The sequence below is a fragment of the Mycobacterium sp. GA-1841 genome, assembly GCF_001954135.1.
Classification (GTDB): Bacteria; Actinomycetota; Actinomycetes; order Mycobacteriales; family Mycobacteriaceae; genus Mycobacterium.
The window spans coordinates 1-23,788 of record NZ_MBEQ01000077.1; the positions used below are offsets into that span (position 1 = coordinate 1).

Below are 23,788 nucleotides of genomic sequence, written 5' to 3' on the forward strand. Positions count from 1 at the left end.
TACGACGAACACACCGCCTGGGCACACCGCGCACAAGCCGCCGCTTGACACTTAGCTCCCAGGGATGTCTCGCGGTGCCTGGAAGGCGGGGCTGGGTCAGAGGCGGGCGGCGAGTTCGGTGCCTTGGCGGATGGCGCGTTTCGCGTCGAGTTCGGCGGCCAGCGCCGCACCACCGATGATGTGCGGCTCGATGCCGTTGTCGCGCAGGCCCTGGTCCAGATCGCGCACGGATTCCTGCCCGGCACAGATCACCACGTTGTCGACCGGCAGCACACGCCGATCACGATGGTCGGACCCGAAACTGATGTGCAGGCCATCGTCATCGATCAGCTCGTAGTTCACCCCGGAAAGCTGGTGCACCCCTTTCGCTTTCAGTGAGGCGCGATGAACCCAACCGCTGGTCTTGCCGAGATTGCGGCCCTGCGGACCTTTGCTGCGTTGCAGTAGGTACACCTCGCGGACGGCCGGGGCGGCGATCGCGGTGGTGAGCGCTCCACGTGCCTCCTGCGGATCGGCCACGCCCCACTCGGTTTTCCACTCCTTGAGGTGTTGTGGACTCTGTCGTCTGTCGTTTGTCGGCTCCGCCGCCGTGGTGAGGAATTCTCCGACGTCGAAACCGATTCCGCCGGCACCGATCACCGCCACCGTCCGGCCCACCGGCGCACCGGTGATGACCTGGGCGTAGGTAAGGACTTTCGGATGGTCGATGCCGGGGATGGTGGGCAGTCGCGGCGTCACCCCGCTGGCCAGCACCACCGCATCGAATCCGGTGAGATCATCGACCTCGGCCCGAATGCCGAGGCGCACGTCGACCTCGAGCTTGGTCAGCATCGTCGTGTAGTAGCGGATCGTCTCGTTGAACTCCTCTTTACCGGGAATTCGCCTGGCCAAATCGAATTGGCCGCCGATCGCCGCTCCGGCCTCGAACAGCGTCACCCGGTGGCCGCGCTGAGCGGCGCTGACCGCGGCGGACAATCCGGCCGGGCCGGCGCCGACCACGGCCACCGAACGGGCCCGATGCGTGGGGCTGAGTACGAGGGAGGCTTCCCGGCCCGCCCTCGGATTGAGGAGGCAGGAGACCTTTTTGTGTACGAAGGCATGGTCGAGGCAGGCTTGGTTGCAGGCAATGCACGTGTTGATCTCGTCGGCACGCTCCTCGGCGGCCTTGAGCACCCAGTCCGGATCGCTGAGCAGCGGCCGGGCCATCGAGATCAACTGCACGTGTGTTTCGGCGAGGATCTGTTCTGCGCTCTGCGGCATGTTGATCCGGTTGGAGGCCACCACCGGAATGGTCAGGTGCTCGGCGACTGCGCTGCTGATGTCGACGAACGCACTGTTGGGTACGGAGGTGACGATGGTGGGCACGCGCGCCTCGTGCCAGCCGAACCCCGAATTGACGATCGTCGCTCCGGCGGCCTCGACTTCGGTTGCCAGCGCGACGATTTCGGACCAGCTCTGGCCGTCCTCGACGTAGTCGGCCATCGACATCCGGTAGCTGATGATGAAATCGGGTCCCACTGCCTCGCGTACCCGTCGCACGATTTCGACCGGGAACCGACGACGCTTCTCCGGCGTGCCGCCCCACGCATCGGTGCGCTTGTTGGTGCGCGGCGCGAGGAACTGGTTGAGCAGATAACCTTCGCTGCCCATGATCTCGACCCCGTCGTATCCGGCCTCGAGGGCCAGCAGTGCGCACCGCACGAAGTCGTCGATCGTGCCCTCGACGTCCCGCAGCGCACGCGGCCGGAAGGGGTTGATCGGGGCCTTGATCGACGAGGCGCTGACCGACAATGGGTGATAGGCATAGCGCCCGGCGTGCAGGATCTGCAGCAGGATTTTTCCGTCGGCGTCGTGCACCGCACGGGTGATCCGACGGTGTCGGCGCGCTTCGGTGGAGGACACCAACTGGGAGGCGAACGGCAGCAGCCAGCCGGTCCGGTTCGGGGCGTAACCCCCGGTGATGATGAGCCCGACGCCGCCGCGGGCGCGTTCGGCGAAATACTCGGCCAGTTTCCCGGTGTCCGCCGCGCGGTCTTCGAGGCCGGTGTGCATGGAGCCCATCACCACCCGGTTGCGCAGCCGGGTGAAGCCGAGGTCCAACGGTGACAGCAGCTTCGGATAGGCCAACCCCATGACCGCAGAGTAAGTGGGACCGGCGGTCCTAGGCAACTAGTTGCATGTATGTCATTGGACGTCGGCTTATGGCCGTGGCGACTAGTGAAGGTGTATGTGCAACGTTTAGTATCTGTTACTACGCGCCACCCTTAAATGGGCGGCGCGCGAAGTTAGGACACACTGAGACGAGCGTCCAAGTATGGGCAACGCATACTGTGACGTCGAACTCAACAGAGTCCCGATACCGAGCCCAGCAGCCCACTGGACAGGAGAGACATCAGTGACGTACGTCATTGCCGAACCCTGCGTCGACGTCAAAGACAAGGCATGCATCGAAGAATGCCCCGTCGATTGCATCTACGAGGGCGGACGCATGCTGTACATCCACCCCGACGAGTGTGTGGACTGCGGCGCATGCGAGCCGGTCTGCCCGGTCGAGGCCATCTACTACGAAGATGATGTGCCGGACCAGTGGAGCGGCTATGCGCAGGCCAACGCCGACTTCTTCTCCGAGCTGGGCTCGCCCGGCGGCGCTTCGAAGGTCGGACAGACCGACAACGATCCGCCGATGATCAAGGAACTCCCGGCCAAGGCCGAGGACTGAGCACGTCAGAAACGGACTTCGAGACTGACGTGGTGCGACAGCGACAGCGTCGTTCGGCGGTGCTGCCAGAGTTCCCATGGGACACGCTGGCCGACGTCACGGCCTTGGCTCGTTCGCACCCCGACGGAATCGTCGACCTTTCGGTAGGCACTCCGGTAGACCCGGTGGCCCCGGTGATCCGAGACGCGCTGGCCGCCGCCAGCTCCGCGCCCGGCTATCCGACGACCGCCGGCACCCCGGCGCTTCGGGCGTCCGCTCGCGCGGCACTCGAACGCCGGTACGGGATCACCGACCTGGCGCCGGACGCGGTACTTCCCGTGATCGGCACCAAAGAGTTGATCGCCTGGCTGCCGACACTGCTGGCGATCGGGCCCGACGATGCCGTGGTCGTCCCCGAACTGGCCTATCCCACCTACGAGGTGGGCGCCCTGCTGTCCGGGGCGCGGGTGCTGCGCGCCGATTCGCTGACCCAGTTGGGGCCGCAGCGTCCCGCGCTGATCTACCTGAACTCGCCCAGCAATCCCACCGGGAAGGTGCTTCCGCCGGACCACCTGCGCAAGGTGGTGACCTGGGCTCGCGACCGCGGTGTGTTGATCGCCTCCGACGAGTGCTACCTGGGCCTGAGCTGGGAGGCGGAGCCGTTCAGCGTGCTGCATCCGTCGATCTGCGACGGTGACCACACCGGTCTGCTGGCCGTGCACTCACTGTCCAAGACCTCCTCGCTGGCCGGTTACCGCGCCGGGTTCGTGGCCGGCGACCCTGCCGTGGTCGCCGAACTGCTCGCGGTGCGCAAGCACGCCGGGATGATGGTGCCGGGGCCGGTGCAGGCCGCGATGGTGGCCGCCCTCGACGACGACGAGCACGAGGTCGTCCAGCGCGAGCGGTATGCGCGGCGGCGCGCGGTGCTGCTGCCCGCCCTGCAGTCGGCCGGGTTCACCGTCGAACATTCCGAGGCCGGGCTGTACCTCTGGGTCACCCGCGGCGAACCGTGCCGCGACACCGTCAAATGGCTGGCCGAACGCGGCATCCTGGCAGCGCCCGGCGAGTTCTACGGCCCGGCCGGGGCGCAGTACGTCCGGGTCGCGTTGACGGCGACCGACGAGCGCATCGACGCCGCCGTCGCCCGCCTTTCCTGACGCCGAGCAGACACAAAACTGCCCATTTTCACCGCGAAATAGGCAGTTTTGTGTCTGCTCGCGGGAAAGGCGTTACCCCAACAGTCCCAGGGACATCGCGGTGGTGACCGCCGCCGTGCGGTCGGACACCCCGAGTTTGTGGAACGTCCGCAGCAGGTGCGTCTTCACGGTGGCCTCGCTGATGTGCAGGGCACGGCCGATATCGGCGTTGGTGGCGCCCGTGGCCACCAGCGCCAGCACCTCGGCCTCACGGGCCGACAACGTCACCGCCGGGGCCCGGACCGCGTTCACCAATCGGTCGGCCACCCCGGGCGCCAGCACCGTCTTGCCGCTGGCGGCGTCGCGCACTGCGCTGGCGAGTTCGGCGCGGGAGGCATCCTTCAGCAAGTAGCCCGTCGCGCCGGCCTCTACAGCGCGAAGGATGTCGGCGTCGCTTTCGTAAGTGGTGACCACCACGATGCGGATGGACGGATCGTCGGCCAGGATTCGGGCGGTCGCGGTGACGCCGTCCAGGCCGGGCATGCGTAGATCCATCAGGATCACGGCCGGCCGTAGCGTCGCCGCCAGGGCGATCGCCTCCGCTCCGGATCCGGCCTCGCCGATCACGCTCAGATCCGCCTCGGCGTCGATCATGCCACGCAGTCCTTCGCGAACCACCGGGTGATCGTCGACCAGCAACACGGTCGTCATGTCTGCGGTCATGCCGGCACCGTCACGACAACCCGCAGCCCGCCACCGTCGCCCCGCGACAAGGTCAGGGTGCCGCCCACCTGATCCAGCCGAGCCCGCATACCGCGCAGCCCGAAACCGTCGACGTGAGCGGCCGAGAGCCCGATACCGTTGTCCGCCAGGGATAGTCGGACTCCCTCTGTGACGTGTTGCAGCTCGACGTGTAGGAGACTCGCCCGGGCATGTCTGCGCACGTTCGCCATCGCCTCCTGTGCGCTGCGCAGCAGCACAACGTCGGTGGCCATGCCGAGCGGCGGCAGGGTGTCGTCGACGTGCAGTTCGACCGCGATACCGGTCTCGGCGGCCAGGCCATCACACTGACGGCGCAGCGCCGCGGGCAGCGAACCTTCCTGCAAGACCGCGGGAGTCAATTGCGTGACCATGGTCCTGGCCTCGGCCAGGTTGTCGCGCGCAGTGCTGCGGATCAGCTCCACGTGGCGGGCAGCCGCGGCCGGGTCGGTGTCACTTTCGGCCTGCACCGCTTGGGCGAGGGCGACGATGCTGGTGAACCCCTGGGCCAGGGTGTCGTGGATCTCGCGGGCCAGCCGCTCCCGTTCGGCGGCCACGCCGGCCTCTCGCGACAGCCGCGCGGCCTCGGCCCGGCTGTCGGCGAGTTCGGCCACGGTCTCGACCAATTGCTGGCGCTGCCGCAGGGTGGTCATGATCGTGGTGCCGATGATCGGGGCCGCCACCGCGCCGACAACCGTGACCGCCGCCACCGCGGGCAGGCTCGGCCAGCTCAGCCCGTGGATCGCCACGGCAAGGGCCAGCGGGGCCATGGTGACGGCGAACGTCAGGACCAACGCCGCGGTCAGCGGCAGGGTGGCGAACACCAGCGGATACAGCGCGGGGATCGCCGCGACGGCCGGAGAGGCCGCCAGGATGGCGATCAGCCACAGGACGATCACGCCGGCCACGAACGCCACCGTGCGCAGGGCTACCGGTCCGGTGATGGGATTGGCCTCGCGAATCACGTTGCGTCCGAACATCAGGACGATCACGACCATGGCTGCCAAAGCCGCGCACGCCACCGGCACATTGCCGCCGAATGTCTCGCGTAGCAGGATCACCGCGATGATCGCCGCGACACACAACGCGCAGACGTAGGTCTCCCACATCCAGTGCCAGTCCGATGGCTCACGCCAAACCGGCCTGCGGGGCGTAAGTGGACCGCTTTCGGTCATCTGCCGATGCTAGCTGGCCACCCAGTTGCCGTGGAACCCGTGCGGAACCCGCACCGGAATGTGCACCGTGGCAACGGGTGCCAGACTTTGGCCGTCGAGCAATACCAGATCACTGCAGTTCTCGGCGTGGTCGTAGACGAATCCCATCACCACACCGTCGTTCTCGTCGGCCTCTGGACCGGCCGGCACGAACACGAACTCGCCGGGCTCGCGTCCCGGCCCGAAGTCGACCCGCTGGGTATTGCCGTCGCGCAGGTCGTGGCGCAGGATCGCGGCCGCCGCCCCGCCCGGTCCTGGCGCGAATCCGACGGTGTAGCCGTACCGGTGGGGAAGGCCCACGACGCGCTCGTCGACCCGCGGGAATTCCTGGGGATCATCGTCGATGCGCTGCTCGCTCACCCGGCCGGTTCGCAGGTCGATTGTCCAGCGGTCCAACGTGATCGACTCGGTGAACAGCTGGTCGCCGGTGGTGAACACCGCCGGATGCCGAACCACGGCGAGCACGATCTGCTCGCCGTCGGGGCCGGTGTGGTCATAGCCGTTGAGCGCGTGGAAGACATAGCACGGCGGCACGTCGAACCACCTGATGTCGGCGGCGGTGCCCTCACGCGGCATCACCCCGACCCGGGCACCGTGTTCCGGTGTCCACCGATACGGCATGCCCGTCGTCGGCAAGCCTGCCCGTTCGGAACCGCGCATCGCCGCGCGCAACATGACATCCGGTGCCGCATGGCGAGTGACGAACCTGGTCAACAACCGGGCCGCCGCCCGCGCCGGAGCGCTCTTGACCATCGTGGTCAGATCCAGGAGCACCGGCAGGTCGTAGAGCACCACGTACTTCTCGGTCAAGGTGAAGTCATGCATCATCACCTGTGCCCGCAGGGCGATGTCGACCGTGCGTCGGACTCTGCCGTCCACACCGGTGACGGTGTACTGCACGAGGTTGCCGCGCAGCGGGTTGTACGACACCGCGTGCATCTCACCGGTTTTCGGGTCGTGCTTGGGATGCGCGGTGAAGCCACCGAACAAGGTGCCGCAGAAGTCGGACGGTCCGACGGTGTCGAGTTCCTCGGTCAGTTCATACGGCCGCACGCCCGCCTCGGTGAGCACGAGGGTCTTACCGGCGTGACCGACGATGTTGGTGTTGGACGCGAAATCGAACCCACCACCGTGGGCGCCGCCGGCCCACTTTTCGCCGAGCCCGCGGGCCACCGAGCTCGACCGCACCCACCGGTTGCGATACCAGGTCGCCGCGCCGTCACGCAGCCGAATCCCATGGGCCATACCGTCACCGAGAAACCAGTGATAGTGCTGCGGGTCGGGGGCGCGCAGCGGGTTGGGCCCGGTACGCAAATAGCGCCCGTCGAGATAGTCCGGGATGTTCCCGGTGACTGTGAGGTCGGTGATCGTCACCTCGTCATGCACCGGGGCGAAGTTGCCGCTCAGATACGGATGCTCGGATTCCTGTTGAACCGCTGCGGTAGTCATGCCCTAACGGTGCCGCTGCGGATGCCTCCGCGCGACGACTTCACGGCTGAATCTGCTGTCAACCGAACGGTGGACAGCCGGTGGGTGTGCTCCCGTCTCTCACGCCGTGGCACGCAGGCTCAACGCCAGCAGTAGCCGCACATCGGCATCGTTGAGCGAGGTGGCCAGCAGGTGTTCGACCCGGCGGATCCGGTAGCGCACCGTGTTGGGGTGCACATGCAGATGCCGCGCGGCGGCCGCGACGTCGCCGAAGCAATCCAAATACACGCCAAGCGTTTCGGCGAGCACCGGTTCGTCGGCCCGTAGCGTTCGCACGCGGGGATCGATCAGCCGTTCATCACCGGCAATCGCGGTGACGATCTCGTCGAGCAGCACCGTCGTGCGGGCCTCGGCCAGCGAGGTGACCTCGGCCAGCGTCCCGGGATGTCGTTCGGCAGCGTCGAGCACCCGGTCCACGTCGGCGCGGGCACCGGCGGCAGCGGCCAATCCGGTCACCGGGCCGGCGATCACCGCATGCAACGGCAAACCCAGCTCGGCACGCAGTGTCGCCACCGTGCCGCGCACCCACGAGGCCACGGATTTGCCGGCGCTGGGGAACAACACGTAGACGCGCGACCCCCTCGCCGCCATCTGCGCGTCATGACGAAAAGCGCTGGCGCTCAACGCCAGAACGTCGGCGAGCCGCGGGCTGGTGGAGCCACCGCCAGTTCTCGCGCCTCCGGCGCGGCTGTCGAAACCGATCACCGCGACCCGGCCGTCGACAGGCACGCCGAGTTCCCGGGCGATCAGCGCAACCTCGGCCGGGGCGTCGATGTCGCCCAACCCCAAGAGTTCCTGTACCCGCACCGCGTGCGTCGACGGGGTCGCGGCCAGCCGGGCCATGATGCGCGCAGCCAGCACCGCGGCCCCGCGTAGGACGTCTTCGGCGTCCTCGGCCAGGGGGCGGCTGCCCTGCTGCACCCAGATGGTGCCGATGAAGGCCGGGGCCCGACGCTCATCGACCGCGGGCGCGAAGATGCCGATCGCCAGCCGCGGACGCAATCCCAATTCGGGACGTTCGGCCACCCGCACCGCATCGGGTCGAGACCGCAGTGCATCGAAGATGCCCCACTGGGCGATCCAGGCCAGGTGCTCGGGCGGTCCGGCCCGGCCCAGGATCGACAGCCGGCGCAGTTCGTCGGCCTCGTCGCTGGAGGCGGAGTAGGCCAGCACGTGCGAGGACTCGTCTTCGATGCTGACCATGCCGCGGGTGCGCTCGGCGACGGATTGGGCGAGGCTGAACAGATCGGTGCCCGAATCGTGCAAGGCGCCGTCGCCGTGGTGCTCGAAGACGTGGTTGACCAACCGGTACAGCCGCTCCCAGCGGGCCCGCGGATCGACGGCCACCACCGCGGTGCCCGCCGCGACGGCCTGTGCGACGACGGCGTTCGACGGCTCTTTGAGGAACACCGCGGCCGGCGCCCGGCCGGCGCTCTGTTGTTCGACCCAGCGCAGTGCATCGTCTTCGGCAACGCCGAGCAGGAAGAACACGTCGGCCGATCCCGCGGAGGGAGCCAGGCCCAACCGCACATCGTCGGAATCGATCAACGCGGCCGAGGCCACCGGGAGATCCAGGCCGCGTGGCGCCTGGACGAGCCGGACCAGCGTGGCGTCCAGCGCCAACAGCAGTTGGCCGAGGCTGACGCCGGTGGTCCGCATATTGTCCGATTCTACGGAGAGTTCGCCTAAGTGTTGTCTGATCAGACAAGTGTTGCGCCGGTCACGTCAGGGATTCTGAACGTATGGATGCCATCACCGACGTGCCCGTGCCGGCCAACGAGCCGATCCATGACTATGCCCCCGGCTCGGGCGAACGCTCCCGGCTCACTTCCGCACTCAGTGACCTGGCCGGTACCCCGATCGACCTGCCACACGTCATCGGCGGCGAGCACCGCATGGGTGGCGGGGCACGCATCGACGTCGTGCAGCCGCATCGACATTCGGCCCGGCTGGGCACCCTGTCCAACGCCGAGCACGCCGACGCGACCGCAGCCATCGAGGCCGCGCTGGCCGCCAAGTACGACTGGGCCGCGCTGCCGTTCGACGAGCGCGCCGCGGTGTTCCTGCGGGCGGCGAACCTGCTGTCCGGACCGTGGCGGGAGAAGATCGCCGCGGCCACCATGCTCGGCCAGTCCAAGACCGCCTATCAGGCCGAGATCGACGCCCCGTGCGAGCTGATCGACTTCTGGCGGTTCAATGTCGCATTTGCCCGTCAGATCCTCGCCCAACAACCGATCAGCAGCACCGGCGTCTGGAACCGCACCGATCACCGGCCATTGGAGGGCTTCGTCTACGCCATCACGCCGTTCAACTTCACCGCGATCGCCGGCAACCTGCCCACCGCGCCGGCGCTGATGGGCAATACCGTGGTGTGGAAGCCGTCGCCCACGCAGACTTTCGCGGCGTATTTGACCATGCAGTTGCTGGAGGCGGCCGGGCTGCCGCCCGGGGTGATCAATCTGGTCACCGGTGACGGTATCGCGGTGTCGGAGGTGGCACTGGCCGATCCCCGCCTGGCCGGTATCCATTTCACCGGATCCACCACCACCTTCCAGCGCTTGTGGCGGGAGGTCGGTGCCAACATCGACCGCTACCACACCTATCCGCGGTTGGTCGGCGAGACCGGCGGAAAGGATTTCGTCCTCGCACACACCTCGGCCCGGCCAGATGTCTTGCGCACCGCCCTGATTCGCGGCGCGTTCGACTACCAGGGGCAGAAGTGTTCGGCGGCGTCGCGTGCCTTCATCCCGCGCTCGGTGTGGCAGCAGATGGGCGACGACTTCCTCTCGGCCACCGCCACACTCGCCTACGGCGACGTCACCGACCTGACCAACTACGGAGGCGCGGTGATCGACGACCGCGCGTTCGCCAAGAACGTCGAGGCGATCGAGCGCGCCAAAGGTGCCGCCGGAGTCACGATCGCGGTCGGCGGCGAATACGACGACACTGAAGGTTATTTCGTGCGGCCCACGGTGCTGCTGTCCGATGATCCGACCGACGAGGCGTTTTCCACCGAGTACTTCGGGCCCATCCTGGCCGTGCACGTCTACCCCGACGGAGAGTACGAGGAGATCCTCGACGTGGTCGACACCGGTGCGCGATATGCCTTGACGGGGGCGGTGATCGCGGACGACCGCGCCGCGGTGCTCACCGCCGCCGACCGGCTGCGGTACGCCGCGGGCAACTTCTACATCAACGACAAGCCGACCGGTGCGGTGGTCGGTCAGCAGCCTTTCGGCGGATCCCGTGCCTCGGGCACCAACGACAAGGCGGGCTCGGCGCAGAACCTGTTGCGGTGGTCCTCGGCCCGCTCCATCAAGGAGACCTTCGTGCCGCCCACCGATCACACCTACCCGCACATGGAGGTCTGACATGGCGCGCACGCGAGGAGCCATAGAGGCAAGCTTCCAACGCGTCGCCCGCCCGGTGATCCTTGCCGCATCGCGCTCACCGCGGTTGCGTCAGACGGCCGAAAGACTCCCGATCACCCGCAAGGTGGTGGACCGCTTCGTGGCGGGCGAGACCATCCCCGATGCGCTCTACACCGTTGGTGCGTTACGGAATTCGGGTCGGCTGGTCAGCGTCGACTACCTCGGCGAGGACACCACCAGCAGTGAGGACGCCGAACGTACCGTGCAGGCGTACCTGGCCCTGCTCGACGGCCTGGCGCAGCGCGACGAGGCGCGTTCGGCGGCTCGGCCGCTGGAGGTTTCGCTCAAGCTCTCGGCGCTGGGCCAGGCGCTACCCCGGGACGGAGAGAAGATCGCCTACGAGAACGCGCACACCATCTGCACCAAGGCCCGCGAAGCGGGCGCGTGGGTGACGGTGGACGCCGAGGACCACACCACCACCGATTCCACCCTGTCGATCGTGCGGGATCTGCGCACCGAATTCGATTGGCTGGGCACCGTTCTGCAGGCCTACCTACACCGCACCGAGGACGACTGCCGCGAATTCGCCGCATCGGGGGCGCGGATTCGGCTGTGCAAAGGAGCTTACGACGAACCTGCCTCGGTGGCCTACCGCGACGCCGGGGAGGTGACCGATTCCTATCTGCGGTGCCTGCAGGTGCTCATGGCCGGATCCGGGTATCCGATGGTGGCCTCACATGACCCGGTGATCATCGAAGCGGTGCCGGAGCTGGCGGCAGAGTTCGGCCGCGACGTCGACCGTTTCGAATATCAGATGCTGTACAACATCCGCGACGGCGAACAACGCCGGCTGGCCGACGCCGGTAACCACGTCCGGGTGTATATCCCGTTCGGCTACGAGTGGTACGGATACTTCGTGCGGAGGCTGGCCGAACGACCGGCCAACCTGATGTTCTTCCTGCGTGCGCTTGCCGAGCGTCGTTAGGTCGAAGTCAAGGCCGAATTTCGTTCTCTCGCAGCAACAGCAGCGTCCACGCCGCGATGCTCTGGGCATCGGTGATCTCACCGGCACGGATCATGCCCTCCAGCTCGCTGCGGGAGAACCACGCGCTGTGCATGTCCTGTTCCTCCTGCTCGCGTTCGTGCTCACCCTCGGTCAGCCCGCCGGCCAGGAATACCCAGCCGCGCTGACTGCTCATCCCGGCGGCCACGTCGAGCTGACCCAGCCGCTGCATGCTCTCGGCGCGCAGCCCCGTCTCCTCGCGTAGCTCGCGATGGGCCAGGGCCGTCGGGTCGAGATGGGCGTTGTCGGGCGCGGTGCCCTGCGGGAACTCCCAGCGGCGCAGACCCAACGGGTACCGGAACTGTTCGACGAGACGAAACCGGTCCCCGTCGCGCGGGATCACCAGCGCATACGTCGGCTTGTCGATGACGGCGTAGACGCCGGGGCTGCCGTCGGGCCGGACGATGGCGTCCTCGCGCACCGTCAGCCAGTTGTTCCGGTACACCTCGCGCGTGGATACCTGCCGGATGACACTCACCGGTCGAGGTTATCCGCGCGGGTAACCTCAAGGCGTGCTGCTGGCCTCCCTGAACCCCGCCGCGATCGCCGCCGGAGCCGATCTTGACGACGCCGTCCGTATCGATGGCACGGTGCTCAGCCGCAGCGACCTGATTGGTGCCGCCACGTCGGTGGCCGAGCGCGTCGCGGTAGCACAACGCGTCGCCGTCCTGGCAACCCCGAGCGTCACAACGGTTCTGGCGATCATCGGTTGCCTGATCGCCGGGGTGCCGGTGGTCCCGGTGCCCGCCGACGTCGGGGCAGCCGAGCGTCGCCACATGCTCACCGACTCCGGTGCCCGAGCATGGCTGGGGGAGAAGCCTGAGGACGGTGATGATCTTGCGGGGCTGCCGCACATCCCGGTGCGGCTGCACGCCCGCTCCTGGCACCGCTATCAGGAACCGGCACCCGATGCCACCGCGATCATCGTGTACACCTCCGGCACCACCGGAATGCCCAAGGGTGTGCCGATCTCCAGGCGCGCCATTGCCGCCGACATCGACGCGCTGGCCGAGGCGTGGCATTGGACCGCAGACGACACCCTGGTGCACGGGCTGCCGCTGTTCCACGTGCACGGCCTCGTGCTCGGTCTGCTCGGCTCCCTGCGGATCGGAAACCGCTTCGTCCACACCGGTAAGCCGACGCCAGAGGCGTATGCACAAGCGCAGGGCAGCGTCTATTTCGGTGTGCCGACGGTCTGGTCACGCGTCGTCAAGGATCTCGACTCGGCGCTGGCGCTGTCGTCGGCCCGCCTGCTGGTCTCCGGCAGCGCACCCCTGCCGGTGCCGGTGTTCGACGAGTTGGTGCGGTTGACCGGGCATGCGCCGGTCGAGCGCTACGGCAGCACTGAATCGCTCATCACGCTGAGCACCCGGGTCGACGGGGAACGCCGGCCCGGCTGGGTGGGGCTCCCGCTGGCCGGGGTGCAGACCCGGCTGGTCGACGACGAGGGCGCCCCGGTCCCGCATGACGGTGAGACCATCGGCCGGCTGCAGATCAAGGGCCCCATGGTGTTCGACGGCTACCTCAACCGGCCGGAGGCCACCGCCGAGGCGTTTGATGCCGAGGGATGGTACCGCACTGGTGATGTCGCGGTGATCGACAGTGACGGCATGCACCGCATCGTCGGCCGTGAATCGGTGGACCTGATCAAGACCGGTGGATACCGCGTCGGTGCTGGTGAGATCGAGACGGTGCTGCTCGGACACGACGGCGTCGATGAGGTGGCCGTGGTCGGAGTGCCCGACGACGACCTCGGGCAACGGATCGTCGCGTTCGTCGTCGGCAATGCCGCCCCTGAGGTGTTGATCGAGTTTGTCGCCCAACAGCTTTCCGCGCACAAGCGGCCCCGCGAAGTGCGGCTCGTGGACAGCCTGCCCCGCAACGCCATGGGCAAGGTGATGAAGAAAGACCTCGCCCAGCGGGGCTGAGACTCTCCGAGATCTGCAGCGGCCCGTGCCGGCCTGTTAACAAAAGGCGTACCTTGGGCGATAGAGGGATTAGAAAGTGCACGTCAACCTGCCGATGTTTGGAGGCCACACGTGAATCTCAAGAAGATCGCGGGAACAGCAATAATCGCCGGTGCACTGGGTGCCGGATCCCTCGGATTGGGCGCCGGAGCGGCAACGGCTGACCCCGGCCCGCGCATTCCGTGGGTGCCGGGCCCGGGCTGGGTCGACTGGCACCCGGGCCCTAACCTTCCGCCTGGCCAGGTCAAGAAATGGTGCCCCTGGCACTCACCGCCCGGTCACTGGATCGGCGGCCCGCACGGGATACCTTGCACCTGAGTTGCGCTGATCCCGATGGCGTGAACTAGCCAGGCGCTACCAGCGAATGGAGTTCCTTGCCATCGTCGGAGAGCTCGACAAGTTTGTCGCCGATTCGCCACAGTTGGTGGTACGAATCCGGGTTGACCGGCGTCGTCCACAGCTTTTCGCAGGTTGTGAGGTCCATTGCGAAGGTCGTCGCGCCGGTGACCTCGTAACGGACAGTTTCAAATATGCCGACGCTGCCGTCATTGGCCAGGTAGCCGCTCATGTTGGACCGGCAGGTATTTCCTTCTGCACCTGTCGTGAGGTCGAACTGATGCCACCGCCGTACCTTCACCGGTCCTTCCCAGTTTGATTCAGGTGCAAACAGACGGTGGCCGATGAGCACTGCATTCTGCCCTAGCTGCTGATCAGGAAACTGGACTAGTCCCGCCCCGTTGGCGCCGAAGACGGTTGAATTCGGCGCGCCCTCCACAATGGGCAGCGTCATCGAGAACACTGACAATGACCCCGAAACATTCGTCTCCCCAACACGATTGCCCGTATCGTCGAAGAACGCCACACCATCGGGCGTTGAGTGCTGTGTTTCGGCAACCTCCTCGATTGCGAAACCATCCGGGTAGACGACTGCAGAACCAGGGATTCTTCCGTCGCCGAGGTCGGGTTCCATCACCTTGCCGTCGACCAAGGAGAACACGACCATGCCATCTGAGCCACGGGACGAATCCTGTGCTGCGGCCAATGTTGGTGGAGCTGTGTCGACTGCTGAAGCCGACACTCTGCTAGACACCAGGCTTGCATGGGGAACGGACCAGGTCGTCTCAGCGTTCGGCCCGACGCCGCGTATGCCTTGCCCTCGTATCTCGGCGACCGCGTAATTGCTTATCTGCTGCACTGAGACGCCGCTGCCGGGTGTCGTGTGCAGCTCGGTCGGTCCGTTGAACTGGAGGCCGCCAGTGTGCGCATTTATTACCCACGCGGTGCTCTCTGTTTTGCCTGCTTGAACATCGTCTGCGAGGCACAGGACAAACTCGGGTCCGTTTACAAAGCATTTGGGAACGGCTGAGCCGGCATCAATTTTCACCGGGGGATACAGGCGTGCGCCGGTTCCGATGTTCAATCCGACAAGCCACCATTGTCGGTCCAGTGCACCAGGGTTGCTAGCGAGAAAGTAGCCGTTGCTTGCTATGGATCCAATAAACGGTTCCGACTCGGTTGGAGCATCTGATCCGGTAGTGCCGAAAATACTTGTATCGGGCAGACCCAGATCCGCGGTACTTGTATGCCAACCCGGTATCGGCTGTTGTCGCATCGATGACGAAAGTACCGTCTGCGCTGGCGGCTGCCAATCTCCCCGGTGGAAAGTCGAAGCATCGCCGCTCATCGATCGTCCTGCAATGAAGACGGCAACGCCAGCGACGATCAATACCATCACAATTAACATAACTGCGCCGAAGATCCACCACCGCGCTGGACGCACCGTGGCCTGTCCGCTGCTAAACTTCGCCATTTGGAATAGTTGCCCTAATCGTGCTTGGAGTAGTAGTCGGCAAATACACGCGCCTTTTCATCGAGCACCGTTTGCGGAGACGGAAGACCGATAGTCCGTTCGAGAAAACTTCTGGTAGCCGCTGGATCCTGGCCGAGTTCGCCCATGATGCTCGCGATGATGTGATGGTGGGCCGCCTCAGCCTGTCTGGTGGCGCGGGTACAGACCTTCACGATTTCTTCTGCGAGTTCGGACTCCGTCATTCTGGTCACTTGCGAAGATAATTTCACCAGAAACACGCGGCCATCTATCAGTGAAGTCGCTGCAATTGAGCCGCTCGGATGTTCCGCTGTCACCAAAACCGTCTGAACGTTTTCTTTGCTGTCGTCGACTGCTGGCTGTGGCTGAATGCCAGGGGCGATAAGCCAGTCATCTTCAGTGTCTTCGTGACTCGACGAATAGTCGGAGTAATCTGGGTAATCAGGGAGCTCGTTCAGCTCTATCTGGTTGTCGGCATGAACTTCGTCATCACCGTCATCCCAATCGTCAGTTAGACCTGGCACGCAGTTCCAGCTTCCCCGATCGTTTTACCTGCGCGATAATCGGAATTGTTGTAATTATTGGCAGCTCTCCCGAGTTTCTCGCTGAATTCTGCCGCCACCCTGACCAAGGTTTCACCTGCTGCCCTGCGGGGTTCACCGCCAGCTAACGCGCGGGTTGTGGCCCAGCACACATGCCCGTGCGAACCCTCAACGTTGGAGACGATCTCATTGGTGTGGCGATTCGCGCCGGTGATCAGATCTGCGGCTTTCTGATGCTTATCTCCAAGTTCCAAAAGATAACTCGTCAGTACGGCCAGATTCATCTCAAGGTCAGACACTAGTTGCACTCTTTCGCTTCAATCGATTTTATTTGGGAAGCCCGCTGGGCAGGCGATTAGGTGGCGTTATGTGCGGGAGTGGTATGTCGGCGGGTAGATCGTATGTTGGCGGAAGTTCCGATTCGACGGGTAGGGGAGTTGCCGGCGGCCCGTATGTCGGGTCGACCTGGCGCGGTTCGTATTTGGTAGCGGCTCTTGCACGGGCAGGTAGATCATTCTGATCTACTCGAGGATCCACGAACGGTCCGCAGCCGCCGGCGTTCCCGGAAGAATCCTTTTTCGCGGCCTCGTAAAGATCGTTCGCGGTCCGGATGTCGCGCGCATTCTGAATGGAGTTGTAGACCATTACTCCCATTTGTGCAGACGTAGTTGTCATGGCGGCGCCAGCTGCTGCGACATCAGCTGAAAGGATCTTCGCCACGTTCGCTCCAGGGATGGCAAGAATGGCTCTCGTGGCTAAGCCGTAGTCGTACAGAAGCTGTGAAGTGGAGTCTAAGCACTCGCGTGTTTCTCGCACTTGTTGTGCTTCCTTCTCAAGAGTCTTGCCGATACTCTTGTCGGCGACTGAAACGTTTGATACGTGTTGCCGATGCGCCTTGCTGGTCGAATTATATGTACGTGCAGCGGCGCCATTCCATCCATCATCATTGTCTTCTAGCTCCGCGCCGATGAGGGTCGTGACAGCCGTCTCCAAATTCGTCGCAGACCCTGCAAAGCCGCCTCCTGCTTCGATGTCGCCTGTCCCAGTCAGCTTCTTTTGGCCTTCAATGAAGAGTTGCGCTGCTGATAGCACCGGCGAATCTGCCCATTTGCCGAGGCTTCCTGCGTATTTGATCGGAGCCGAGCCCAGTTCGACGCCGAGCCCGGCGACGCCGTTGAGTACGTCCCCAGCGTCGCCGATCACCTTCCTGGTGTCGGTAGCCACACCGTGAACGTCCAGCTCGAGGATGTTGGTGACTAGGCTTGGGACATCACTGACACCGCTCCTGATGCCGTTGCCGATGTCGAAGAGATGCTTGGCAATGCTCACTGATGCGCCCCCCTTTCTCGTAAGACTATCCCGGCATTTGCCCTCGCCCCGTCACAACTTTCAAGCAAGACGCTCGAACGGGCCGCCGTGCGCATTGATGCAGGTGCCGCTGGGTTCGCAGAGTGCAGCGTCGTACTGACGTTGTAGCGCCGACGACTGACGTCGATACAGATGCGAGCGTGCCAAGCCCGCCGATGACCATTGACTCCCGCGTGGGGTGATGCCGCGTTGTGGCGGGAGAACCTGGTCGGGGTGAGCCAGGCGTTCGGTCAATCGGGTGCGCTTACGCCGCAGAGCAAAACCGAGTCACGTGAATGACCCCGACATGCTGGTGGTGGGGGTCGGCTGGGATCAGTTCGTCGTCGGGCATCCGACCGTGGCGTCGGGTGCGCCGCGGCCTGATCTGACTGGCACGGAGGCGCGCGCCCACTTCTCACTGTGGGCGATGCTGGCCGCACCGCTGTTGGCCGGCAACGATATTCGCGCCATGAGGACGAGACCAGAGACATCCTGACCAACTGGGACGTGATCGCCGTCGACCAGGATCCGCTGATGGTCCAGGGGCAACCGCTCAGCGGTGATCCGCAGATGGTGGTCAAACAGTTGGCCCACGGCGCGGTGGCGCTGGCTCTGTTCAACCAGTCCGACGGGCCGCAGCCCATCCGCACCGTCCTGGACGCTATCGGATTGGCCGACGACAACTGCGTGACCGTCCGCGATCTATGGCAGCACGCCGAAACCACCGCGACCGGCACCATCGATCGGCAGGTGCCCTGTCACGGTGTGGCGATACTGCGGATGACGCCGGACTGCGGTGCCAACTAGAAACCGCTCCTAGTTCGCGTGCAACGCCTCGTTGAGCGTGATGCCGGTGCCGTCACGTTTGACGACCTCGACCGCGCCTGACAGTGAGTTGCGGCGGAACAGCAAGTTGCTGGCCCCCGACAGTTCGACGGCCTTGGTGGTTTGCCCGTCGGCCGTGGTCACCTTGGTGCCGCCGGTGACATACAGCCCGGCCTCGATCACGCAGTCATCACCGAGTGAGATGCCCAGGCCGGCGTTGGCGCCCAGCAGGCAGCGCTTGCCCACCTTGATCACCTCTTTGCCGCCACCGGACAGGGTGCCCATGATCGAGGCCCCGCCACCGATGTCCGAGCCGTCGTCGACGACCACGCCGGCCGAGATGCGGCCCTCGACCATCGAGGTGCCCAGGGTGCCGGCGTTGAAGTTCACGAAACCTTCGTGCATGACCGTCGTGCCCGAGGCCAGATGCGCGCCCAGACGCACCCGGTCGGCGTCGGCGATGCGCACGCCCGTGGGCGTCACGTAGTCGACCATGCGGGGGAACTTGTCGATGCCGTACACCGTGACGGCTCCGCGCCGACGCAACCGCGCCCGCACGGTCTCGAACCCCTCCACCGCGCACGGACCGAAGCTCGTCCACACCACGTTGGCGAGCTGGCCGAAGATGCCGTCCATGTTGGCGCCGTGCGGTGCGACCAACCGGTGCGAGAGTAGGTGCAACCGCAGATAGGCGTCATGGGCATCGGCCGGCTTGTCGTCCAGCGAGGCGATCGTGGTGCGTACCGCCACCACCTCGACGCCGCGGTCGGCATCGGGGCCGGTCAGATCCGCGAACTCGGCCGGGATGTCGTCGCCGCTCAACGTCACGGTGCCGGCCTCGCCAGAACCGGAAAGTTCGGGGGCGGGAAACCAGGTGTCCAGGACGGTCCCGTCGGCGGTGATGGTGGCCAGGCCGACGCCAGATGCTGCAGTCACGTTGGCCTAGGTTACTGGGTACCGTTGACGTCCATGGGGCTAGACCTGCGAGCCGATCCGATCGCGCTGACCGCCGCGCTGGTGGACATCCCCAGCGAATCGCGCCACGAGCAGCACATCGCCGACGAGATCGAGGCCGCGCTCCGTGCGCAGGCGCCGCACTTCGAGGTGATCCGCAATGGTGATGCGGTGCTGGCCCGCACCCAACTCGGCCGCCCGTCGCGGGTGATGCTGGCCGGGCACATCGACACCGTGCCCGTTGCGGAGAACCTGCCCAGCCGTATCGAGGCCGGTGAGCTCTGGGGTTGCGGAACCTCGGACATGAAATCCGGTGACGCGGTGTTCCTGCATCTGGCCGCCACCATTGCCGAGCCCCGCCATGACATCACCCTGGTGATGTACGACTGTGAGGAGATCGAGTCCAGTGCCAACGGGCTCGGTCGCATCGAACGCGAGCTCCCGGACTGGCTGCAAGCCGACGTCGCAATCCTGGGTGAACCCTCCGGTGGCTTCATCGAGGCCGGCTGCCAGGGCACCATCCGCGTCGTGATCAGCGCGACCGGCACGCGCGCGCACTCCGCGCGATCATGGTTGGGCGACAACGCGATTCACAAACTCGGCGCCGTCTTGGACCGGCTCACCGCGTACCAGCCCCGTAACGTCGACATCGACGGCTGCGTGTACCGCGAAGGGTTGTCGGCGGTGCGGATCGACGGCGGAATCGCCGGCAACGTCATCCCCGACGGGGCGTCGGTGACGGTCAACTTCCGGTTCGCGCCCGACCGCAGCGTCGAGCAGGCGGTCGCCCATGTGCACGAGGTGTTCGACGGGCTCGACGTCACGATCGTGCTGACCGACGCCGCCGCAGGCGCCTTGCCGGGCCTGGCCAAACCCGCCGCCGCTGCGCTGGTGGCCGCCGCCGGGGGACAGGTGCGTGCCAAGTACGGATGGACCGACGTGTCCCGGTTTGCCGCGTTGGGGATTCCCGCCGTCAACTACGGACCGGGTGACCCGAACCTCGCGCACAAGGTCGACGAACGCGTCGCGACCGCCCAGATCACCGCGGTCACCGAGATGTTGCGGCGCTATCTGACATGACCAGTGTCCGCGTCGACAGCTGGATCTGGGCCGTGCGTATCACCAAGACCCGGTCGGCGGCGGCGGCCGCCTGCCGCGGCGGACATGTCCGGGTCAACAACGTGCCCGCCAAACCGGCGCAGCACGTCAGCCCCGGCGACGAGGTGCGGGTCCGGCTGGACGGCCGAGAGCGGATCGTGGAGGTGCTCCGGCCGATCGCCAAACGAGTCGGTGCCTCGGTCGCTTCGGAGTGCCTGATCGACCGCAGCCCGCCGCCACCGCCCAAGGAGATGGTGCCGTCGGTTCCGGTGCGCGATCGAGGAGCCGGCCGCCCCACGAAACGTGAACGGCGACAACTGGATCGGTTGCGCAGCACGTTCTGAGCGGTAAATCGGTTGCATCGGTGCGTACTATGGGTGACGCATCTGCAGTCAACCGAGGTGGGCCGAATACATGCTGGGAACCGACGACATCTCCGGGTGATCCCCGAGAGTCGATTCGTCATCCTGTTCCTTTTTGCGGTGCCTGCTGCCCGCATCACCTTGGAGTACCAGCATGTCTATTGTCTGTTCCCATCTGTCCTTCGCCTGGCCCGATGACGTCGAACTGTTCTCGGATCTGTCGTTTTCCGTGGGCCCTGGTCGCACCGGCCTGGTCGCCCCCAACGGTGCCGGAAAGAGCACGCTGCTCAAGCTGATTGCCGGTGAGTACCGACCCTCGTCAGGCGCGGTTCACGTCGACGGCCCCGTCGGTTATCTGCCCCAGACCCTGCCCTTCACTGCCGAACTCACCGTCGCCGACGTGCTGGGAATCGCGCCCGTGCTCGACGCGTTGGCGGCGTTGGCGGACGGTGATGCCGGCGAAGCGGTGTTCACGGCGATCGGCGACGACTGGGATGTCGAAGAGCGCTCCCGCGCCCAACTCGATCGGCTCGGTTTGGAAGGCCTGGCGCTGGACCGGCGGTTGGGGACGCTGTCCGGCGGGGAGGTGGTGTCACTGGGCCTGGCGGCCCAACTGCTGCGTCGGCCAAGCGTTCTCCTGCTCGACGAGCCCACCAACAACCTGGACCGCGACGCCCGCGACCGCCTGTACGACGCGCTCGACGGCTACACCGGCTGTCTGCTCTTGGTCAGCCACGACCGTGCCCTGCTGGACCGCATGGACCAGATCGCCGAGCTGTATCGCGGCGAAATGGCTTTCTTCGGAGGGAACTTCACCGCCTACCAGGAAGCCGTGGAGGCTGCCCGGTCCGTCGCGGAGGGCAACATCCGCAACGCCGAACAACAGCTCAAGCGGGAGAAACGCCAGATGCAGGAAGCCCGCGAACGGGCGGCCCGGCGCTCCTCGAATGCCGCGCGCAATCTCAAGGATGCCGGCCTGCCGAAGATCGTGGCAGGCAAGCTCAAACGCGATGCGCAAGAATCGGCCGCCCGCAGCGACGACGTGCACGCCCGCCGGGTCGACGACGCCCGGACCCGTCTCGACGAAGCCGAGCGGGCGCTTCGCGACGACAAAGTGATCGCGCTGGACCTGCCCGACACCGTGGTGCCGGCGGGACGCACAGTGTTCTCCGGCAGTGGGATGCAGGTCAGCCGTGGCGGACGGAAGTTGTTTTCCGGCAACGGGTTCGACCTTTCCATCCGTGGTCCCGAACGCATCGCGTTGACCGGACCCAACGGAGCGGGCAAGTCGACGCTGCTGCGGATCATCGACGGGGCGGTCGAGCCGGACGCCGGGACCGTGCACCGGGCCGAGGGACGGGTGGCCACCCTCTCGCAGCGGCTGGATCTGTTGGATGAAGACCGCACGGTGGCCGAGAGCCTGGCCGCGGCGGCGCCGGGACTGTCGCACACCCGGCGCATGCATTTGTTGGCGCAGTTCCTGTTTCGTGGTGACCGGATCAACCTGCCGATCGCGGCGCTGTCAGGCGGTGAGCGGCTACGGGCGACGCTGGCGTGCGTACTCTTTGCCGAGCCCGCACCGCAACTGCTGCTGCTCGATGAACCGACGAACAATCTCGATCTGGACAGCGTGGGCCAACTGGAGTCCGCGCTGAACGCCTACCGCGGCGCGTTCGTGGTGGTCAGCCACGACGAACGGTTCCTGGAGGCCATCGGCATCGACCGATGGCTGCGGCTGGACAGTGGCGAGTTGACCGCTATCGCCGACCGGTGATGTTGTGGAACTGAGCCGGTACCGGCCCGACGCCGAAGCGATCCTCCGGCGTCACCCCGGTGGAGGCGCGATTGCCGAGTAGTTCGGTGGCCGTCCCGCCGCCGGCGCCCGCTTCGGTTTCGTTCGGATGCTCTCGCTCGTCGACGTGCTTGCCGTCCTTGGCGTCCTTGTCGTCGGGCTTGCCGTCCGGATCCGACGGGCCCCCGTCGTTCGGGCCCGCGTCGTTCGAACCGTGGGTGTCGGACGCCTTGACGGCCTGTTCGGCCCCGGCGGCGTCGGCACCGACATCTGCGGCCAGCCCGGCAGCCTCGCCTCCGCTTCCGGCCGCCTGCGTGGCGGATTCGACGATGCTCTGCACGCCCTGCATGACCTGCTGTGGCATCTGGGTCATGGCCTGGGTGAGGCCTTGCAACGGCTGGGTGATCGACTGCGCCATCTGCCCGGCCATCTGGCTGAACTGACCCATCATCTGCCCCGCACCGCCGGCACCCCCGGCTGCTGCGCTCCCGCCGCCACCGGCCGACGCCGGGGAGCTCGCGCCCTCGATCTGATCGGCCTGCGCCTTGAGTTGGCTGGCGGCGGCCAGATCGCCGCGTTCATAGGCTTTCGATGCCTGACCGAGCAGTTCGGCCATGCGCGATGCGGCTGCCTGGGTGGCGCCGAGGGCGCCCTCACGTGATGACTGCGCGCCGCTGAACGCATTCTGCATGGGAAAGCCGATGGGACCGTGGCTGGAGGTCAGATCCGACGGGCCGGCGAACGAGCTCTTGAAGCTGTTGACCTCTCCGCTGACGCCGTCGACGATCCCCTGCCAGCCGGTCATGGCGCCGGTGTTGGCGATGAACTGGTTCATCGAGCCCCCTGGTGGTCGTGCGGTCTAACTGGGCATTCTACGGTCGGTACGGGTGGATGCTGTGCGGCTAGCTTCACTTCTTGCCGTTGCCGTTGCCGTTGCCGTTGCCGTTGCCTGCCGACCGGGCATCGAACCGTCGGCGCGGCGTGGCGCGGGGCGGAAGGGTTGACGATCTGCCCGCCTACGCGCGACTTTTCAGCGACAATCGCCACACTGGTACCGTTGCGCCTCAGCAATCCCATTGTCGCTCGGCGATTTTGACACTTGTGTATCACTGGCCTCATAGGCATCAGCAGTCCAGTGCCCGCATGCGAGCGACTCTGTCGCTGATGGCTGGACAACGCCAAATCCGTGACAGCTGGGGCATTTGTCACCTCGAGTGGCGGGAGTAATCAATGTCTTCGTGACGAACGATGCCCCTGATGTCTATGGGGCGATTGTCGCTGAAAAGTCGCGCGTAGGCGGGCAGATCGTCAACCCTTCCGCCCCGCGCCACGCCGCGCCGACGG

Annotated in this window: 21 protein-coding genes and 1 pseudogene; 10 read left to right on the forward strand and 12 right to left on the reverse strand. The window is 65.9% G+C overall.

Annotated elements, in window-relative coordinates; genetic code table 11:
* Positions 1 to 96: 96 nt before the first annotated feature.
* A complete protein-coding gene (locus A5740_RS19020) occupies positions 97 to 2,133 on the reverse strand; it encodes an NADPH-dependent 2,4-dienoyl-CoA reductase (protein WP_076196531.1) in 2,037 nt (678 codons plus the stop codon).
* A gap of 262 nt (positions 2,134 to 2,395) precedes the next feature.
* Here A5740_RS19020 and fdxA point away from each other — a divergent pair, with 262 nt between their 5' ends.
* Both fdxA and dapC read left to right on the forward strand, forming a co-directional pair.
* Complete coding sequence (gene fdxA / locus A5740_RS19025; protein ID WP_067770276.1) at positions 2,396 to 2,719, forward strand: ferredoxin; 324 nt, start codon at positions 2,396 to 2,398, stop codon at positions 2,717 to 2,719.
* A gap of 32 nt (positions 2,720 to 2,751) precedes the next feature.
* Positions 2,752 to 3,855 (forward strand): succinyldiaminopimelate transaminase, encoded by a 1,104-nt coding sequence (gene dapC, locus A5740_RS19030; RefSeq protein ID WP_076196556.1) that lies wholly within the window; start codon positions 2,752 to 2,754, stop codon positions 3,853 to 3,855.
* A 72-nt stretch (positions 3,856 to 3,927) separates the two neighbouring features.
* On the opposite strand, the gene A5740_RS19035 is transcribed toward dapC, so the two are convergent.
* From A5740_RS19035 to A5740_RS19050, 4 genes are all read right to left on the reverse strand, one after another.
* Positions 3,928 to 4,545, reverse strand: coding sequence for a response regulator transcription factor (locus A5740_RS19035; RefSeq protein WP_076196558.1), 618 nt, complete (start codon positions 4,543 to 4,545; stop codon positions 3,928 to 3,930).
* A gap of 8 nt (positions 4,546 to 4,553) precedes the next feature.
* Entirely contained in the window at positions 4,554 to 5,768 is a 1,215-nt protein-coding gene (locus A5740_RS19040; RefSeq protein WP_076196532.1) for a sensor histidine kinase, read from the reverse strand.
* A gap of 9 nt (positions 5,769 to 5,777) precedes the next feature.
* Positions 5,778 to 7,256, reverse strand: a complete 1,479-nt coding sequence (locus A5740_RS19045) for a carotenoid oxygenase family protein (protein WP_076196533.1) — start codon at positions 7,254 to 7,256, stop codon at positions 5,778 to 5,780.
* Positions 7,257 to 7,355: 99 nt separating this feature from the next.
* Positions 7,356 to 8,954: a CdaR family transcriptional regulator gene (locus tag A5740_RS19050; RefSeq protein ID WP_076196534.1), complete on the reverse strand. Its 1,599-nt coding sequence runs from the start codon at positions 8,952 to 8,954 to the stop codon at positions 7,356 to 7,358.
* An 83-nt stretch (positions 8,955 to 9,037) separates the two neighbouring features.
* Between A5740_RS19050 and pruA the strand changes: the two genes are divergently transcribed.
* Positions 9,038 to 10,666: an L-glutamate gamma-semialdehyde dehydrogenase gene (pruA, locus tag A5740_RS19055; RefSeq protein WP_076196535.1), complete on the forward strand. Its 1,629-nt coding sequence runs from the start codon at positions 9,038 to 9,040 to the stop codon at positions 10,664 to 10,666.
* A 1-nt stretch (position 10,667) separates the two neighbouring features.
* Complete coding sequence (locus tag A5740_RS19060) at positions 10,668 to 11,651, forward strand: proline dehydrogenase family protein (protein WP_076196536.1); 984 nt, start codon at positions 10,668 to 10,670, stop codon at positions 11,649 to 11,651.
* Positions 11,652 to 11,658: 7 nt separating this feature from the next.
* Here the strand turns inward: A5740_RS19060 and A5740_RS19065 are convergent, their stop codons facing one another.
* Positions 11,659 to 12,207 (reverse strand): NUDIX hydrolase, encoded by a 549-nt coding sequence (locus A5740_RS19065; protein WP_076196538.1) that lies wholly within the window; start codon positions 12,205 to 12,207, stop codon positions 11,659 to 11,661.
* A 34-nt stretch (positions 12,208 to 12,241) separates the two neighbouring features.
* On the opposite strand from A5740_RS19065, the gene A5740_RS19070 reads away from it, so the two are divergent.
* Positions 12,242 to 13,657 (forward strand): acyl-CoA synthetase, encoded by a 1,416-nt coding sequence (locus tag A5740_RS19070; RefSeq protein ID WP_076196540.1) that lies wholly within the window; start codon positions 12,242 to 12,244, stop codon positions 13,655 to 13,657.
* Between the two features lie 382 nt (positions 13,658 to 14,039).
* Here the strand turns inward: A5740_RS19070 and A5740_RS28480 are convergent, their stop codons facing one another.
* From A5740_RS28480 to A5740_RS28485, 4 genes are all read right to left on the reverse strand, one after another.
* A complete protein-coding gene (locus tag A5740_RS28480) occupies positions 14,040 to 15,428 on the reverse strand; it encodes a hypothetical protein (protein WP_139335223.1) in 1,389 nt (462 codons plus the stop codon).
* Positions 15,429 to 15,520: 92 nt separating this feature from the next.
* Positions 15,521 to 16,048 carry a hypothetical protein gene (locus tag A5740_RS29155; RefSeq protein WP_254849251.1) on the reverse strand — a complete coding sequence of 176 codons (528 nt, stop codon included), beginning with the start codon at positions 16,046 to 16,048 and terminating at the stop codon, positions 15,521 to 15,523.
* Positions 16,036 to 16,365, reverse strand: coding sequence for an ESX-1 secretion-associated protein (locus tag A5740_RS19090; RefSeq protein ID WP_083654260.1), 330 nt, complete (start codon positions 16,363 to 16,365; stop codon positions 16,036 to 16,038). The genes A5740_RS29155 and A5740_RS19090 overlap by 13 nt, the downstream gene beginning before the upstream one ends.
* Positions 16,366 to 16,393: 28 nt before the next feature.
* Positions 16,394 to 17,395, reverse strand: coding sequence for an EspA/EspE family type VII secretion system effector (locus A5740_RS28485; protein WP_139335224.1), 1,002 nt, complete (start codon positions 17,393 to 17,395; stop codon positions 16,394 to 16,396).
* Between the two features lie 310 nt (positions 17,396 to 17,705).
* Here A5740_RS28485 and A5740_RS29160 point away from each other — a divergent pair, with 310 nt between their 5' ends.
* The gene (locus tag A5740_RS29160) at positions 17,706 to 17,909 is read left to right on the forward strand and encodes a hypothetical protein (RefSeq protein WP_254849252.1); all 204 of its coding nucleotides are present in this window, start codon (positions 17,706 to 17,708) and stop codon (positions 17,907 to 17,909) included.
* An 11-nt stretch (positions 17,910 to 17,920) separates the two neighbouring features.
* Positions 17,921 to 18,220, forward strand: a complete 300-nt coding sequence (locus tag A5740_RS29165; RefSeq protein WP_254849253.1) for a hypothetical protein — start codon at positions 17,921 to 17,923, stop codon at positions 18,218 to 18,220.
* A 9-nt stretch (positions 18,221 to 18,229) separates the two neighbouring features.
* Here A5740_RS29165 and dapD read toward each other — a convergent pair whose 3' ends face one another.
* The gene (gene dapD, locus A5740_RS19100; RefSeq protein ID WP_076196546.1) at positions 18,230 to 19,174 is read right to left on the reverse strand and encodes a 2,3,4,5-tetrahydropyridine-2,6-dicarboxylate N-succinyltransferase; all 945 of its coding nucleotides are present in this window, start codon (positions 19,172 to 19,174) and stop codon (positions 18,230 to 18,232) included.
* 33 nt (positions 19,175 to 19,207) lie between these two features.
* Between dapD and dapE the strand changes: the two genes are divergently transcribed.
* From dapE to A5740_RS19115, 3 genes and pseudogenes are all read left to right on the forward strand, one after another.
* Complete coding sequence (gene dapE / locus A5740_RS19105; RefSeq protein WP_076196548.1) at positions 19,208 to 20,272, forward strand: succinyl-diaminopimelate desuccinylase; 1,065 nt, start codon at positions 19,208 to 19,210, stop codon at positions 20,270 to 20,272.
* Positions 20,269 to 20,631: pseudogene (locus A5740_RS19110) on the forward strand (RNA-binding S4 domain-containing protein); the annotation flags it as partial. The gene dapE and the pseudogene A5740_RS19110, both read left to right, overlap by 4 nt.
* Before the next feature lie 175 nt (positions 20,632 to 20,806).
* A complete protein-coding gene (locus A5740_RS19115; RefSeq protein WP_076196552.1) occupies positions 20,807 to 22,426 on the forward strand; it encodes an ABC-F family ATP-binding cassette domain-containing protein in 1,620 nt (539 codons plus the stop codon).
* Here the strand turns inward: A5740_RS19115 and A5740_RS19120 are convergent.
* Positions 22,410 to 23,279 (reverse strand): type VII secretion target, encoded by an 870-nt coding sequence (locus A5740_RS19120; protein WP_076196554.1) that lies wholly within the window; start codon positions 23,277 to 23,279, stop codon positions 22,410 to 22,412. The genes A5740_RS19115 and A5740_RS19120 overlap by 17 nt on opposite strands.
* Positions 23,280 to 23,788 lie beyond the last annotated feature (509 nt).